The sequence below is a fragment of the Dyadobacter sp. AC419 genome (assembly GCF_979253085.1).
On sequence record NZ_CEEDCD010000011.1, the window covers coordinates 79058 to 93687 of the forward strand.

Genomic DNA, 14630 nt, shown 5'->3' on the forward strand with positions numbered 1-14630 from the left:
TGCTGAGAAAAAGCCCAACATTCTGTTCATCCTCGTCTGATGACTGGGGGTGGACGGATTTGAGTTCGGCCGGAAGTAAATATTATGAAACGCCCAACATTGACAAGCTCGGAAAAGAAGGTTTGCGTTTCACGCAGGCCTATTCGGTTGGTCCCAATTGTGCGCCTAGCCGTGCTTCTTTAATGACCGGAAAATACACGCCGCGTCATGGCATTTACACGGTAGGCAATGCAGATCGCGGTGAATCTGCTGACCGAAAACTCATTCCTATTGAAAACAACACGGTTTTGAACCCGTCATTTGTGACCATTGCCGAAGAGCTAAAAAATGCGGGTTACAGCACGGGTTTGATTGGGAAATGGCAGTTGGGCGGAAAGAATAAGGGAGCTGATGCTCATGCGCAAGGTTTTGACCACGTTATCGGCGGCACGGGCGGGACGAGCTCCTATTTTTATCCTTACAATAAAGAAGGAAAAGCTTCGCCGCACGAAGGCATCAGCTCAGGCGCAGAAGGAGAATATCTAACCGACCGGCTGACCGATGAAGCTGTGAAATTCCTCGATAGCAACAAGGAAAAGCCCTTTTTTCTGTATTTGTCTTACTTCGCAGTGCACACGCCGATTGAAGCGAAGGAGTCGGTTATTGCCAAATACAAAACGAGAAAAGGCGACGAGCGCCATAACAATCCCAAGTATGCTGCAATGATCGAAAGTGCAGATCAGGGCATTGGCAAAGTGCTGCAAGCGCTTGATAAACTGAATCTTACTGAAAATACATTGGTTGTTTTCTTTTCCGATAATGGCGGAATGGGTGCGGTAACGAATCAGGCACCATTGCGTGGGTCAAAAGGAATGCTTTATGAAGGCGGCGTGCGGGTTCCGCTGATCGTGAAATGGCCTGGGAAAATCAAGGCGGGCACAACCACGGACAAGCCGGTCATCGGAATTGATTTTTACCCGACATTACTGGAAATCGCCAACATTCAAAAGCCGCTAAATGGTGAAGTTGACGGTCAGAGTTTTGCGCCATTATTGCTTCAAAAAGCGACGGCTGACAGAGATATTTTCTGGCATTTTCCGGCCTATCTCGAAGCTTATAAGGGTGATAAAAGGAACAAAGATGCATTCCGGACGCGGCCGACAAGCACGATCCGGTCGGGCGATTTCAAGCTGCACCAGTTTTATGAAGATGGCCGCATTGAGCTTTATAACATTAAAGATGACATTGGCGAAACAAAGGATTTGTCCAAAACCAATCCTGCGAAAACGAAGGAGCTGAAAGACAAGCTGGAAGCATGGAAAACGAAAACCAATGCACCTGTTCCTACGAAACTTAATCCTGAATTTGCGCCTGCCACGACAGGCAAATAATCCCTTCCAATGAGCAAACTTATAACAATAACAGCCTCCCTGATCGGCGGAATGATCGCGATCGGTGATCTTGCGGCACAGCAAAGTCCGCAGCAACCCTGGAATGGAAAGATGGGCAAAACGCTCCCGGAATCCACGCCTTTTAAAATTGAATACAACAAAAAAGCGCCAAAAGGAGCTCCTAATGTCGTTTGGATTCTGATCGACGATGCTGGTTTTGGAGCCACAACTGCTTTTGGCGGGTTGGTGGAAACGCCCAACATTGAAAAATTGGCAAATCAAGGTCTGCGATTTACGAATTTCCACACCACGGCAATTTGCTCACCGACCCGCGCTGCATTGCTGACCGGCCGCAATCACCATTCGGCACACGTGGGCTTGTTAACGCCAGCAGCCATCGATTTTCCAGGTTATGACACTTACATTCCTTTTGAAAAAGCAACGGCAGCGGAGGTTTTGCGCGAGAATGGTTACAGCACATTTGCATTGGGAAAATGGCATTTGACGCCGGTTACGGAAAACTCGCAGGCGGGGCCGTTCAACCGCTGGCCAACGGGTCGCGGGTTTGATCATTATTACGGGTTTTTACCCGCGCAACGGACCAGTGGCATCCCGAACTGTGGGAAGATGTGACCAAGCTGGACATTGAGCCGAATACGAAACATTTGAACGAATTGCTGGCTGATAAGGCCATTAAATACATTGCCAATCAAAAATCCGTCGATGCGGAAAAGCCGTTTTTTCTTTATCTGGCAACGGGCGCGACACATTCGCCGCATCAGGTTTCGAAAGAATGGATCGATAAATACAAGGGGAAATTTGACCTGGGCTGGGACAAATACCGCGAAGTGGTAATTGAAAAACAGAAGAAACTGGGCATTATCCCGCAAAATGCCGTGTTACCGGAGAGAAATCCGGGCGTGAAAGAGTGGGCGGCGCTGACTGAAAAGGAAAAAGAAAGCATATGCGCATTTCATGGAAGTTTACGCGGCATTTTACTCCTACACGGATTACGAAATCGGCCGCATCGTCGATTATCTTGAACAAATAGACCAGCTCGAAAACACCGTAATTGCCGTCATCCTCGGTGACAATGGCGCTAGCAAAGGCGGCACGCAGCATGGCACTATTAACCAGCAAATCAACCGCTTACAAGGTGAGCAACGCATTGACGCGATCCTGAATGCAGCAGATCTGATCGGCACGGACGAGTCCAGCACGGATTATCCGATCGGCTGGGCGGCGGCTGCGAACACGCCGTTCCGCTATTGGAAAGCGGACGCAAATACGGAAGGCGGCACGCGAAACCCGATGATTTTATACTATCCAAAAGGCATTAAGGAGAAAGGCGGAATCCGGAATCAATATGGGCATGTGATTGATCTGCTGCCTACTACACTCGAAATCATCAAAGGCGAATCGCCCAAAATGATCAATGGTTACAAGCAGGAGCCTTTTGAAGGAACCAGCCTCGCATATGCAGTTGACAATGCGAAAGCGCCCTCAAAACATACGGTGCAATATTACGAAATCGCAGGTGCGCTGTCGGTTTACAAAGACGGTTGGAAAGCTTCAAAAGGACATCAGGGCGGAGAAGGCATTGACATCGGCAGAGGTGCTGATCCGAGCGGTAAAAAAGTTGATTTCAGCAAGGACGAATGGGAGCTTTACAACCTGAACGAAGACTTCAACGAACGGACAAACCTGGCTGCAAAACATCCTGAGAAACTGAAAGAATTGCAGGCCGTTTTTGATCAGGAGGCCAAGAAATACAACGTTTATCCGCTAAAAGATTTCACCGCACACGATATGCCAGCCGGCCGGACGGTCTACGGAAAGATGCCCAACATTACATTGTTTCCGGGCGTCGATAACCTCGTGGGCGTCAGCAGTCCGCTTTATGATGGCCGTTCTTTTACGGTGAATGCAGAGGCAGAGATCGTTTCGGGGAAAGAAGAAGGTGTGCTGTTTGCGGTGGGAGGCGACAAGAGCGGGATCAGTCTATTTGTGAAAGATGGCAAATTCCATTACACGCATAAAACAGCAAAGGATGTTTTCAATGCTGTTTCAGCGAATGTCATTCCAAAAGGCAAGGTAAATTTTAAGCTGGTTTACGAGCATAATGGTCCGGCCGAAGCTGGGAAATCGGTTGGTAAGGAGACGGTTTATATCAATGATGAGAAAGTAGGGGAGCGAAGTTTCACCGCGCCGCAGGCCATGATCCAGGGCCCCAGAAATCTGGATGGAACAGACGTGGGACGCGATCAGAAAAACGCCGTTTCCGAGGCATATCAAGCGCCTTTTACATTCAAAGGAAAATTGAAAAAAGTCACGATCGCATATCAGTAATGCACGCAATGCCGGCCCCGGCGGGGCCTCCTCGAACCATTAAATCGAAATAAAACATGAAGTTGAAACCCTTGCTTCTTGCCGCTGCAATGATGGCGTCGTCCGTTTCCTTTGCGCAGAAAAAGCCGAACGTAATTGTAATCCTCGCTGACGACCTGGGCTATGCGGATCTGGGTTGCTATGGAAGCGAAATCCCGACGCCTAACCTGGATAAGCTGGCGCAAAACGGTGTCCGTTTGACGAGTTTTTACAACACCGCCCGATGCTGCCCGACACGCGCGGCCTTGCTGACCGGCGTTTACAGCCATCAGGCTGGCATTGGCCACATGATGGATGACAAAGGAGCTGATCACCCGGGTTACCGCGGACATTTGAATGATAAAAGCGTAACGATTGCCGAGGTCATGAAAAGTGCGGGATGACTTCACCGCCATGACCGGAAAATGGCATGTAGGACAAGGCGCGGGAACTGTGCCCTGGAAGCGCGGATTTGACAGGTCACTGAACGCACCGACTGGCGGTTTTTATTATGGTGATGGCAAAAATGCGAAGGTGTTTTTGAACGGTGAAGAGCTGGCCAACGACTCGGACAAATTGCCTAAGAAACTGGTATTCAACAGACTTGTGGACTGATTACGGGCTGCGATTTATCGACGAATCATTGTCCGAGAAAAAGCCATTTATGCTTTATCTCGCGCATAATGCACCCCATTTCCCATTGCAGGCCCCGGAAGAAGACATTGCAAAATTCAGAGGAAAATATCTGAAAGGCTACGAGAAATTGAGACAGGAGCGCTACGAGAAACAACTCAAACTCGGCCTCATTGATCCATCCTGGAAACTGCCGCCGATTAATCCCAATGTGCCGAGATGGGAAAGCCTGAGTGAGCAGGAAAAGAAGCGCTACGACGATATGATGGCCATTTATGCAGCCGTAATTTACCGTTTGGATAAAAGCGTTGGCGACCTGGTTGCGGGTTTGAAAAAGCGCGGCGTTTTTGATGACACGGTGATTCTTTTCGTGTCGGATAATGGCGGAAATGCGGAACCGGGAATTGAGGGGCGTTATGAAGGCGATAAGCCGGGCAATGCACAATCGACTGTTTTTCTGGGTCAGGGCTGGGCGGAAGCCGCTTGCACGCCGTTCTGGGCTTACAAGCATCACACGCACGAGGGCGGGATTTCTTCTCCCGGCATTATTTCCTGGCCTAATGGCATTCCTGCTTCCCGCAACGGAAAATTTGAAAAACAACCTGCCCACATTATAGACATTATGGCCACGCTCGTCGACCTCGGAGGGGCGAAATATCCAGCCACTTTTGCCGGGCAAGCCATTCTGCCGCTGGAAGGCGCGAGCTTAAAACCTGCATTTACCGGAAAACCGATCAACCGTAAAAACCCGATTTTCTGGGAGCATGAAGGCAACCGCGCATTGCGGGATGGGAAATGGAAACTGGTTGCTGAAAAAACGGAAAAATGGCAGTTGTACGACGTGGAAAAGGATCGCACCGAGTTGAATGATCAGTTTGAAAAGCAGCCGGAAATCGCCAAAAAGCTTGTTGCGCAATATGAAGCCTGGTATAAAAGGGTTGGCGCAGAGGAATATGATAAAACTTTCAAATGGTTTTACGATTACGATAAAGCCAAACAAGAAGCGGTAACCGGCAACTAAATCCAGATAAAAACGATGAACCTGAAAGTGAACAAGATCCGGCATGTCTGCCTTTTTCTACTAATCGGAAGTGCATGGATTTCCCAAGTTTTTGCACAAAAAGATACGCCTAACATTATCCTCATCATGGCCGATGATATGGGCAAGGAATGCATTGGCGCTTACGGGAGCACTTACCAAACGCCCAACATTGACAAGCTCGCAAAAGAAGGTTTGAAATTTAATTATGCATTTGCTCAGCCGCTTTGCACGCCATCTCGGGTGCAGATCATGACAGGGAAGTATAATTATAAAAACTATTCGCAATTCGGGCACCTGAATCAGGACCAAAAAACCTTTGCGCATCTGGCAAAAGAAGCAGGTTACACCACGGCCATTGCGGGAAAGTGGCAGCTTGGCGCTAATCAGAAATTGCCTAAACATTTTGGTTTTGACCAATATTGCCTATGGCAGCTGAGCAGGCCGAGACGCGAGGGCGAGCGCTATGCGAAAGCATTGATCGATAAAGATGGCGAACTGCTGAAAACGACGGACGACGATTATGGCCCTGACATTTTCGTGAATTACATGCTCGATTTTATTGAAAAAAATAAGGATAAAAAATTCCTGGCTTACTATCCGATGGCATTGGTGCACGATCCTTTCCTGCCTACGCCTGACAGCAAAAGCTGGAAATCCGACGTGGAAGGCCGTCACAAAAAAGACACGCTCAACTTCCGCGATATGGTTGCTTATAGTGACAAAAATGTGGGCAAGATCATTCAAAAACTGAAAGACCTGAACATTTACGATAATACCATCATCATTTTCACGGGCGACAACGGAACGGGCAGGGCCATTGTGACGCCTTTGAAAGACGGCAGTAAAGTGCCCGGCGGCAAGGGGTTAACCCTCGATCGCGGCCATCATGTGCCATTGATCGTGAATTGGGGAAAATACAAATACGCAAAGCATGAGCTGGACCATCTTTTTGATTTACAGACGTGCTGCCGACCATTGCAGAGGCAATTCAAACACCGATTCCGAAAAGCTGGGACGCAGATGGCGGCGTGAGTATTTTGCCATTATTAGCCAATAAAGCATTCAAACCGCGTGACTGGATTTTCACACATTACTCGCCCATTCACAGCGAAGGCGCCAACAAGCAAGCTGCGCGCTCCGCACCACCGCTACAAGCTTTATTCCGACGGCAGATTTTATGATCTGGAAAAAGACATTGAGGAAAAGCAACCGATCGCCGCCTGATAAGGCTGGTGCCGAAGCTGAAAAAGTGAGAAAGACATTCGAATTGGAACTGGCGAAACTTCCTGCGTGGAAATTCGGTGATCCCGGGGTCGCGAAAGTGGTTTTGCCAGGACTGGAACCCGATCCAACATTTGCCGATAAAGCGGACTAATTCCTAAACCATTTTGCCAAAATGATAAAAATTAAAACTGCAATAGTCACTCGGCCTTGCCATCGTTTCGGCGCTTTCGTCCGTGTCATTTGCGCAAACCCAGCCCAAATACAATGTGCTCTTCGTGGCGGTCGACGACATGAACGACTGGATTGGTCCGTTTGGTGGTTATGAGGGCATTAAGACGCCCAATATTGATAAACTGGCTAAAAAAGGAGTGGTTTTCAAACGTGCTTATTGCGCAGCACCGGCTTGCAATCCTTCTCGCGCGAGTCTGCTTTTACGGGCGTAAGGCCTTCAACTTCGGGAGTTTATCATAATAATCAGCCCTGGCGGCCGGTGTTAAAGGATGCGGTAACGATTCCGCAATATTTTACTGCGAATGGTTATGAGGTAAAAGGCGCGGGCAAGATCTTCCATAATGCTTTCAATGATGACGCTTCGTGGCCGGTTTACTTCGACGTGCCGTCTTCGCCCGAGCCGCCCAAGGCGCCGGTGAATGGTTTTGCGCATTTTGACTGGAGTCCCGGTGGATGTGAAAGATGAGGATATGGGTGATTTTAAAGTAGTCAACCAGGGCATTGATTTTTTTGGCAAAAAACATGACAAGCCATTCTTTCTGGCAATCGGACTCACACGCCCGCATTTGCCCTGGTATGTGCCTCAAAAATATTACGATCAATATCCTTTGTCTTCCATTAAGCTGCCCAAAGTCGTTGCTAATGACCTTGCCGATGTGCCCGAGGCAGGTGTGAAAATCGCCAAACCGAAGGGTGACCACAAGTTTATTGTTGACAACAAGCAGTGGGAAAAAGCGGTGCAGGGTTATTTGGCCAGCATCACATTTGCGGATGCGCAGATCGGCCGCTTGTTGGATGCGCTGGAAAAAAGTGCGTATGCGAAAAATACGATCATCGTCTTTTTTGGTGATCACGGCTGGCATCTGGGCGAGAAAGAACATTGGCGCAAATTTGCCTTATGGGAAGAAGCCTCGCGCGTGCCTTTCATTGTGTATGCGCCCGGACTTTCCAAGGAAAATGCGGTTTCGGAGCGAACGGTGAATCTGATGGATATTTACCCAACACTGACCGAATTGTGTAATTTACCAGCAAAAAAAGGATTGGAAGGAAACAGCATTGTGCCGCTTTTGAAAGATCCTGCCGCTGGCTGGGCGTTTCCATCTCTGACAACACATGGTTTTGGAAACCACGCGGTGCGCTCTGAAAAGTGGCGTTATATACGTTACAACGACGGTTCTGAGGAATTATATGATCATGAAAGTGATCCGCAGGAATTTAAGAATCTCGCGAAAGACGAAAAATATGCTGCTGAAAAGCTTAAACTGGCAAAATCATTGCCTGCTATCAATGCAAAAGATGCCCCGACAGTTAAAGAGGGCAGAGAATAAACCTACAACCTGATGATCAAAAAATACTTGTTACCCGCATTGCTGGCAGGCCTTCTCGTCGGCTTTTATGCTCCGGAAAGTCATGCGCAGCGCAGCAATGCAAAAAAGAAACTTAATGTCCTTTTCATCGCAGTGGACGACCTGAACACGGATTTGGGATGCTATGGAAACAAATTTGTGAAAACGCCGAACATTGACCGCCTGGCAAAACGCGGTGTAAAGTTTGACCGCGCTTACACCCAGTTTCCGCTTTGCAGTCCGAGCCGCTCTTCGCTGCTGACGGGCCAGCGTCCGGATGTTACCAAGATTTATGAACTGCAAACGCATTTCCGCAAAAACCTGCCTGACGTTGTAACATTGCCGCAGTTGTTCGAAAAACAATGATTATTACAGCGCCCGCGTCGGCAAAATCTATCATTATGGCGTTCCTGGGCAGATTGGAACAGATGGATTGGACGATCCGATTTCCTGGGATTTCAAAGTAAATCCGAAAGGACGGGATAAGGCTGAGGAGTCACTGATTAAAAATCTGACGCCTGATCGCGGCCTGGGCAGTGCTTTGGCCTGGCGCGCAACCGAAGGCACGGATGAGGAGCAAACGGATGGAATGGTCGCTACGGAAGCGATTAAGATCATGAAGGAAAAGAAAAGTGAGCCGTTTTTCCTAGCGGTCGGATTTTATCGTCCGCATTCACCTTATGTGGCTCCGAAAAAAGTATTTTGACCTTTATCCGGTTGAAACGATCCCGCTTCCAAAAGAAGTAGAAAATGATCTGGATGACATTCCCGAAGCAGCTTTATTTACCAAACCTGCACATTGGGGATTGTCCGTAGCAGACCGGAAAGAGGTATTAAGAGCTTATTACGCGACCATTACGTTCATGGACGCGCAAGTTGGCCGACTGCTTGATGAACTTGATCGCCTGAAATTGACTGACAAAACGGTGATCGTGCTTTGGAGTGATCATGGTTATAATGTGGGTCAGCATGGGCAGTGGATGAAGCAAAGTCTGTTTGAAAATTCCGCACGCGTGCCGCTTATATTTTCTGTTCCGGGCGGGACAAAAGGAAAATCTTCAACCAGAACCGTCGAGCTGCTTGACATTTACCCAACATTGGCCGAACTCTGCGGACTTACACCCGCACAAAAACTGGCAGGCGCAAGTTTGACCGAATTGTTGAAAAATCCGGATTCTGTTTGGGATAAACCTGCTTATACACAAGTGAAACGCAATCAGATATTCGGCCGCAGCGTGCGGACAGAGCGGTTTCGTTATACGGAATGGGACGGTGGCAATGCAGGCGTCGAGCTTTATGACCATCAAAAAGATCCTAACGAATTCACCAATCTTGCCAAAGAAAGCTCTTACATTATTACTGTAAATGAAATGTCTGCGCTGCTCGATAAAGACTATCCCGACGCTAAATAAGATAATAATAATGATAAGAACGTATTTCCTACCGGTTGTCAGCAGCGCAGTTTTGCTACTGACAACCGGTTTTTCTTTGCTTAATCCGAAAGAAAACCTGCGCCCAAAACAAAAAAACGCCAAGCCAAACATTGTCATCATTATGGCTGATCAATGGAATGCGCAGTCGCTGGGTTATGCGGGGAATAATGATGTGAAAACGCCAAATCTGGATAAGTTAGCGGCTAGGAGTGTGGTTTTTAACACAGCCGTTTCGGTTATGCCCGTTTGCAGCCCAGCGCGTGCGAGCTTGCTGACAGGCCAGTATCCGCTCACGCACGGCGTTTTTTACAACGATCGTCCGTTGAAAAATGAGGCGCTTACCATGGCCGAGATTTACAAAGATCAGGGTTATGCGACCGGTTATATCGGGAAATGGCACATTAATGGTCAGAGCAATCAGGAAGCCCAATTTGCCGCAAGAAATCGCCCTGTTCCCAAGGATCGCAGGCAGGGTTTTGACTATTGGAAAGCGCGGGAAGTGACGCATGATTACAACAAGTCATTCTATTTTGATGAAAATGATGTGCGGCATGACTGGCCCGGTTACGACGTTTTTCCGCAAACGGACAGCGCCATTGGTTTTATTGATAAAAATAAATCGAAACCATTTCTGCTTGTCCTGTCATGGGGGCCGCCGCACGATCCTTATGCAACCGCGCCGGAGGAATTTAGGAAATTTTACAAGCCCGAAAATCTCAAATTAAGGCCCAATGTTCCCGATTCCCTGCAAGCCAAGGCGCGGAAAGATCTGGCGGGATATTACGCACATTGCACCGCGCTGGACAAAGCAGCGGGTGATTTGCTGGCCGCATTGAAGCAGGCAGGCGTTGCAGAAAATACGATTGTGATTTTCACTTCGGATCACGGCGATATGCTTTATTCGCAAGGAAAAGTAAGGAAACAAAAGCCTTGGGATGAGTCGATTCTCGTGCCGCTGATCATTCATTATCCGGCTGGATTGGGTGAGAAAAAGCGGGAGTTGTCCATGCCATTCAGTAACATCGACATCCTGCCCACATTGCTGGGTTTGACCAAAATGAACATTCCGAAATCGGTTGAAGGAACAGATTACTCTGCCGTGATTTCTGGCAAGAAAAAGCCTTCCGGCGAAGAAGCCGCATTGATCCAGCTTCCTGTGCCATTTCATGAAAACAATTTTCTCAATGGTGGAAAGGAATATCGGGCAGTGCGCACCAGTCAGTTCACTTACGTCCGTGATCTGCAAGGGCCGTGGCTTTTGTATGATAATGCAAAAGATCCGTATCAACTCAGAAATCTGATCGGAGATCCGGCTTATGCATCCGTGCAGCAAAAGCTTGAAAAAGTGCTCAAATTAAAGCTGTTGGAAGCGAAAGATGATTTTCTGACGGCCGATGAATATATGTCAAAATGGAAATATCGATATGATGGTAAGGATAGTCTGCGGCTGCATTAAGTCGTTTTTGCTTTTTGGAATAATTGCGATGAGCGCCTACATAGCTGGTGCTCAGGGCAAATTAACAGCGAAAAAACCCAACATTATTTTTCTTTTGACCGACGATCATCGTTGGGATGCATTGGGCGTGATGGGAAATAAGATCATTCAAACGCCTAATCTTGACAAGTTAGCCAAGGATGGCATTTTGTTTAAAAAAGCATATGTGACGACGGCAATTTGTATGGTGAGCCGAGCCAGCATTTTAAGCGGACAATATATGTCGCGGCATCAGATCAATGATTTTACCAAGGATTTCAGTGCAGAAGCGCTTGCTGAAACGTATCCTGCATTGCTCAAAAAAGCAGGTTACAAATTAGGTTTTATCGGCAAATTCGGCATCTCCGTTCAAGAGCAGCCCGACTCATTGTTTGATTACTGGGCGAGTGCAAAAGAAGGCCAGCCTGTTTATGAATTGGTCAATAAGAGTGGTAAAATCATTCATCACACGGACAGTGTTGGAAAGGATATTCAGCAATTTTTAGGTCAATATGCGGGTAAAGAGCCGTTTTGCTTATCGGTTAGCTTCAAAGCGCCGCACGAGCTGGATGGCAATCCACCGAAATATCCCGTTCAGGAAAGATTCAAAACATTATATCAAAACGTAAATATTCCCGATCCCGAAACCGCAGATCCGAAATATTGGAACAGCCTCCCGGACTTTTTCAGAACCGATGCAAACATTGCGCGCGACAGGTGGAAACCGCTGTTATCGACGCCCGAGCTCAGACAGCAAACAACCAAAGATTATTACAGGCTCATTACCGGCGTCGATGAAGTCGTCGGCAATCTCGTCGCGCAATTAAAGCAGCTGAACATTAATGAAAACACGATCATTATTTTCATGGGCGACAATGGGTTTTCGTTGGGTGAGCATGGTTTGGAAGGAAAATGGTTCGGTTTCGAAGAATCCATCCGCGTCCCGCTGATCATTTCAGGCGCAGCATTGACCAATAAATTAAAAGGCACTATTTCCGAAAGTATCGCACTCAACATTGACATTGCCCCCACGATCCTGGCCATCGCCGGAGCGCCCATCGCGTCACGCATGCAAGGAATTGACCTGCTCTCAATGTTGGAAAACAAAAAGCCATCCAGAACAGATTTCTTTTACGAACACACCTATCTCGGCAGCCCGAAATTACCCAAAGTCGAAGGCGTCGTCAGCGCAGATTTCAAGTATATGAAATACATCGAGCACGGTTACGAGCAACTGTTCAACACAAAAACCGACCCGCACGAGAAGGTTAATCTGGTTGGTGATGAGGGTTATAAGGCGGTTTTGGAAGGGTTAAGGGAGCGGTATGAAGCATTAAACAGTTTGGCGCGCTAGGTCCCGCTTAGGACATCCATAAGGCGGAAGTTGAAATAGAGCTTTTCTTTTCCCACCACAATGCTTTTCAAAAAGTTATGTTCTTCCAGGCTTTTTAGATAGGACCCGGATGTCTTGATATTTCCTAAGCCCGCATCTTCAATGAAAGTTCGCTTCGTATAAGGAAGGCGGAACAATATTTCGAGTAAATCCTTTGAATAAATCCTGGGGAGTTTGCTTTGAATTTCTTCACCCATTGATTTCATCAGATTCGCTATTTGTTCAATTCTCCTTCGACTATCCTGAGCGGAGACTTCGATCATGTCAAGGACGAGGTCGAAATTTACCTCTGTTTTTTGAACGAGGGCGAAAATAACGATTTTTCGCCCTCGTTCGGTTTTCCAGGGTAAAATTTACCCTCGTTTTTATCAAATCATTTTGCATTCTTAAAATCTTTTACAATCTTTGTCTATCGAATTAGTAGATTTATAAAGAAGGAAGGGAGAGGTTAGGCTCTATGATCTTCTGGCAACCTATGACTTTTTAAGGTGCCCCAACCTAATTCTAATGATAAATCTGAGAATCCAACCACCGGAGTAACAGAGTAAAATTTTGGAAACTGGCCGGCGAAAGCTTGTCAGAAAACTTGAATGTTTCGTATGCATTCGATGTGCAACAGGCAACTGTTGCAGCTGGTGGCAAACGCGTAAATATTTCACTCAAAAAAGTAAACCTAATGAAGATCAAAAGTTTATGCTCAGTAGTCGCAGTTTTTGGACTGCTATCCTCCTCGATAAATGTACAGGCGCAGCAAAAAGCGCTTAAAAATGGAATCTGGCGCGGCGTCTTTACCGTCGGTGAAATTGAGGTTCCTTTCAATTTTGAAGTAAAAAACGGCGCTGGCAAAGAACCTGTTTTTACTGCCATCAACGGCGACCGTCGTGACGATTTTCAAGCCAAATTCATTTCTGCTGATTCCATTCAGGTGAGCCTCAACACATTCGAAACTGCATGGTTTGCGAAAGTTGAAAGCAATGGCTCCATATCAGGCGTGCAAAAAAGCCTTATTCCTGGCAACAATGGCCGCATTCTTCCTTTCAAAGCGGAAGCTGGCAAGGCTTACCGCTTTGTAGAGCCGGGAAAAGAAGTTGCGCCTAAGGCAGATCTGTCGGGCAAATGGGTTGTTAAAATTGCTGCCGAAGCGTCGGCTAAGCCTGCGCCGGACCGCGTTGCGGTTTTTGAACAAAAAGGAAATAAGCTGAACGGGATTATCCTTTCGGTTTCAGGCGACAGCCGTGAGCTGGAAGGCAATGTGCAGGGCGACGAATTTTTCCTGTCGGGTGTGACGGGTTCAAGCCCGGCTTATGTGAAGGGCAAGATCAATGCTGACAATTCCATTAGCGGCTCCATTGGCGCCAGCGCACATCCGTTGGTTTTCGAAGGAGTAAAAGATGACAATGCTGCATTGCCTGACGCTTATGCGCTCACATTTTTGAAACCAGGTTATGACAAGCTCGATTTCACTTTTCCCGATCTGAACGGAAAACCGGTTTCCCTGAGTGACGAAAAATACAAAGGCAAAGTCGTGGTGATCGAGATAATGGGCAGCTGGTGCCCGAACTGCATCGATCAGATCACTTTCCTTTCACCGTGGTATAAAGAAAATAAAAGCAAAGGCGTGGAAGCCATCGCGCTGGCTTTCGAAGCAAAAGACGATATCACATTTGCCAAAAATGCTTTGACCAAACTCAAAAATAGATACGACATCCAGTACGACATTCTTTTTGCGGGGTAAAACCGGAGGCAATGTCGTGGCGGAAAAACTGCCTGCTATCGACAAGTTCCTTGCATTTCCAACAACCATTATCGTTGGTCGCGATGGAAAAGTGAAGGAAATCCACACAGGATTTTCGGGAAAAGGCACCGGCCAGTTTTACGACGAATATGTAAAGAAATGGAATGCGGACCTGGCGAAGCTGATTAATGAGCCGTTGCCTTAACCGCGTTTTTTAAAATCAGACAAACTAAAATATTCAAAATTTAAAACCTTGAATGACTATGGATGAAGCGGCGCACGAAAAACGCGAAAGCGTTTCACGATAAATGCGAAAACTAGAGAACGGACAATGAGAGGCTTGGTTAGATCGGTTCACAACTGAAACGAATAGATGCACACA

At 47.3% G+C, this 14630-nt stretch carries 21 protein-coding genes and 1 riboswitch; of the genes, 20 read left to right on the forward strand and 1 reads right to left on the reverse strand.

Annotation, left to right across the window (positions count from 1 at the left end; genetic code table 11):
• Positions 1-59: 59 nt before the first annotated feature.
• The 18 genes from AC0IYG_RS05025 to AC0IYG_RS05110 all read left to right on the forward strand — a co-directional run bounded on the left by AC0IYG_RS05025 (position 60) and on the right by AC0IYG_RS05110 (position 12474).
• A complete protein-coding gene (locus tag AC0IYG_RS05025) occupies positions 60-1370 on the forward strand; it encodes a sulfatase (RefSeq protein ID WP_471709953.1) in 1311 nt (436 codons plus the stop codon).
• Positions 1371-1379: 9 nt separating this feature from the next.
• Positions 1380-2003, forward strand: coding sequence for a sulfatase-like hydrolase/transferase (locus AC0IYG_RS05030; protein ID WP_471709954.1), 624 nt, complete (start codon positions 1380-1382; stop codon positions 2001-2003).
• Entirely contained in the window at positions 2000-2413 is a 414-nt protein-coding gene (locus tag AC0IYG_RS05035) for a sulfatase-like hydrolase/transferase (RefSeq protein WP_471709956.1), read from the forward strand. The genes AC0IYG_RS05030 and AC0IYG_RS05035 overlap by 4 nt, the downstream gene beginning before the upstream one ends.
• Positions 2346-3719, forward strand: coding sequence for a sulfatase-like hydrolase/transferase (locus AC0IYG_RS05040; protein WP_471709957.1), 1374 nt, complete (start codon positions 2346-2348; stop codon positions 3717-3719). Before AC0IYG_RS05035 ends, AC0IYG_RS05040 begins: the two co-directional genes overlap by 68 nt.
• A gap of 56 nt (positions 3720-3775) precedes the next feature.
• Positions 3776-4141 carry a sulfatase-like hydrolase/transferase gene (locus tag AC0IYG_RS05045; protein WP_471709958.1) on the forward strand — a complete coding sequence of 122 codons (366 nt, stop codon included), beginning with the start codon at positions 3776-3778 and terminating at the stop codon, positions 4139-4141.
• Positions 4142-4151: 10 nt separating this feature from the next.
• The gene (locus tag AC0IYG_RS05050; RefSeq protein WP_471709960.1) at positions 4152-4352 is read left to right on the forward strand and encodes a hypothetical protein; all 201 of its coding nucleotides are present in this window, start codon (positions 4152-4154) and stop codon (positions 4350-4352) included.
• Positions 4342-5391: a sulfatase-like hydrolase/transferase gene (locus tag AC0IYG_RS05055; RefSeq protein ID WP_471709961.1), complete on the forward strand. Its 1050-nt coding sequence runs from the start codon at positions 4342-4344 to the stop codon at positions 5389-5391. The genes AC0IYG_RS05050 and AC0IYG_RS05055 overlap by 11 nt, the downstream gene beginning before the upstream one ends.
• A 15-nt stretch (positions 5392-5406) precedes the next feature.
• The gene (locus AC0IYG_RS05060; RefSeq protein WP_471709962.1) at positions 5407-6444 is read left to right on the forward strand and encodes a sulfatase-like hydrolase/transferase; all 1038 of its coding nucleotides are present in this window, start codon (positions 5407-5409) and stop codon (positions 6442-6444) included.
• A 39-nt stretch (positions 6445-6483) separates the two neighbouring features.
• Positions 6484-6636 (forward strand): hypothetical protein, encoded by a 153-nt coding sequence (locus tag AC0IYG_RS05065; protein WP_471709963.1) that lies wholly within the window; start codon positions 6484-6486, stop codon positions 6634-6636.
• Positions 6590-6787, forward strand: a complete 198-nt coding sequence (locus AC0IYG_RS05070) for a hypothetical protein (protein WP_471709964.1) — start codon at positions 6590-6592, stop codon at positions 6785-6787. The genes AC0IYG_RS05065 and AC0IYG_RS05070 overlap by 47 nt, the downstream gene beginning before the upstream one ends.
• Before the next feature lie 82 nt (positions 6788-6869).
• On the forward strand, positions 6870-7079 hold the full coding sequence (locus tag AC0IYG_RS05075; RefSeq protein WP_471709965.1) for a sulfatase-like hydrolase/transferase: 210 nt from the start codon (positions 6870-6872) through the stop codon (positions 7077-7079).
• The gene (locus AC0IYG_RS05080; RefSeq protein ID WP_471709966.1) at positions 7025-7333 is read left to right on the forward strand and encodes a hypothetical protein; all 309 of its coding nucleotides are present in this window, start codon (positions 7025-7027) and stop codon (positions 7331-7333) included. Before AC0IYG_RS05075 ends, AC0IYG_RS05080 begins: the two co-directional genes overlap by 55 nt.
• Positions 7302-8195: a sulfatase gene (locus AC0IYG_RS05085; protein WP_471709967.1), complete on the forward strand. Its 894-nt coding sequence runs from the start codon at positions 7302-7304 to the stop codon at positions 8193-8195. The genes AC0IYG_RS05080 and AC0IYG_RS05085 overlap by 32 nt, the downstream gene beginning before the upstream one ends.
• 12 nt (positions 8196-8207) lie before the next feature.
• Positions 8208-8579 carry a sulfatase-like hydrolase/transferase gene (locus tag AC0IYG_RS05090; protein WP_471709968.1) on the forward strand — a complete coding sequence of 124 codons (372 nt, stop codon included), beginning with the start codon at positions 8208-8210 and terminating at the stop codon, positions 8577-8579.
• Between the two features lie 67 nt (positions 8580-8646).
• Positions 8647-8919 carry a hypothetical protein gene (locus AC0IYG_RS05095; RefSeq protein ID WP_471709969.1) on the forward strand — a complete coding sequence of 91 codons (273 nt, stop codon included), beginning with the start codon at positions 8647-8649 and terminating at the stop codon, positions 8917-8919.
• Entirely contained in the window at positions 8894-9625 is a 732-nt protein-coding gene (locus AC0IYG_RS05100; protein ID WP_471709970.1) for a sulfatase-like hydrolase/transferase, read from the forward strand. The genes AC0IYG_RS05095 and AC0IYG_RS05100 overlap by 26 nt, the downstream gene beginning before the upstream one ends.
• Before the next feature lie 10 nt (positions 9626-9635).
• Positions 9636-11102 carry a sulfatase family protein gene (locus AC0IYG_RS05105; protein WP_471709971.1) on the forward strand — a complete coding sequence of 489 codons (1467 nt, stop codon included), beginning with the start codon at positions 9636-9638 and terminating at the stop codon, positions 11100-11102.
• Positions 11071-12474, forward strand: coding sequence for a sulfatase family protein (locus AC0IYG_RS05110; RefSeq protein WP_471709972.1), 1404 nt, complete (start codon positions 11071-11073; stop codon positions 12472-12474). Before AC0IYG_RS05105 ends, AC0IYG_RS05110 begins: the two co-directional genes overlap by 32 nt.
• Here the strand turns inward: AC0IYG_RS05110 and AC0IYG_RS05115 are convergent.
• Positions 12471-12776 carry a hypothetical protein gene (locus tag AC0IYG_RS05115; protein ID WP_471709974.1) on the reverse strand — a complete coding sequence of 102 codons (306 nt, stop codon included), beginning with the start codon at positions 12774-12776 and terminating at the stop codon, positions 12471-12473. The genes AC0IYG_RS05110 and AC0IYG_RS05115 overlap by 4 nt on opposite strands.
• Positions 12777-12936: 160 nt before the next feature.
• Positions 12937-13030, forward strand: a riboswitch (SAM riboswitch).
• 57 nt (positions 13031-13087) lie between these two features.
• Between AC0IYG_RS05115 and AC0IYG_RS05120 the strand changes: the two genes are divergently transcribed.
• Positions 13088-14248, forward strand: a complete 1161-nt coding sequence (locus AC0IYG_RS05120; RefSeq protein ID WP_471709975.1) for a peroxiredoxin family protein — start codon at positions 13088-13090, stop codon at positions 14246-14248.
• On the forward strand, positions 14238-14453 hold the full coding sequence (locus AC0IYG_RS05125) for a hypothetical protein (protein WP_471709976.1): 216 nt from the start codon (positions 14238-14240) through the stop codon (positions 14451-14453). Before AC0IYG_RS05120 ends, AC0IYG_RS05125 begins: the two co-directional genes overlap by 11 nt.
• Positions 14454-14630: the final 177 nt, after the last annotated feature.

Coding starts and splice junctions, on each gene's coding strand:
- AC0IYG_RS05030 (WP_471709954.1), top strand. CDS start 1,380: ATGAGCAAACTTATAACAATAACAGCCTCCCTGATCGGCGGAATGATC.
- AC0IYG_RS05040 (WP_471709957.1), top strand. CDS start 2,346: ATGGAAGTTTACGCGGCATTTTACTCCTACACGGATTACGAAATCGGC.
- AC0IYG_RS05045 (WP_471709958.1), top strand. CDS start 3,776: ATGAAGTTGAAACCCTTGCTTCTTGCCGCTGCAATGATGGCGTCGTCC.
- AC0IYG_RS05050 (WP_471709960.1), top strand. CDS start 4,152: ATGACCGGAAAATGGCATGTAGGACAAGGCGCGGGAACTGTGCCCTGG.
- AC0IYG_RS05060 (WP_471709962.1), top strand. CDS start 5,407: ATGAACCTGAAAGTGAACAAGATCCGGCATGTCTGCCTTTTTCTACTA.
- AC0IYG_RS05070 (WP_471709964.1), top strand. CDS start 6,590: ATGATCTGGAAAAAGACATTGAGGAAAAGCAACCGATCGCCGCCTGAT.
- AC0IYG_RS05090 (WP_471709968.1), top strand. CDS start 8,208: ATGATCAAAAAATACTTGTTACCCGCATTGCTGGCAGGCCTTCTCGTC.
- AC0IYG_RS05100 (WP_471709970.1), top strand. CDS start 8,894: ATGTGGCTCCGAAAAAAGTATTTTGACCTTTATCCGGTTGAAACGATC.
- AC0IYG_RS05105 (WP_471709971.1), top strand. CDS start 9,636: ATGATAAGAACGTATTTCCTACCGGTTGTCAGCAGCGCAGTTTTGCTA.
- AC0IYG_RS05110 (WP_471709972.1), top strand. CDS start 11,071: ATGATGGTAAGGATAGTCTGCGGCTGCATTAAGTCGTTTTTGCTTTTT.
- AC0IYG_RS05115 (WP_471709974.1), bottom strand. CDS start 12,776: ATGATCGAAGTCTCCGCTCAGGATAGTCGAAGGAGAATTGAACAAATA.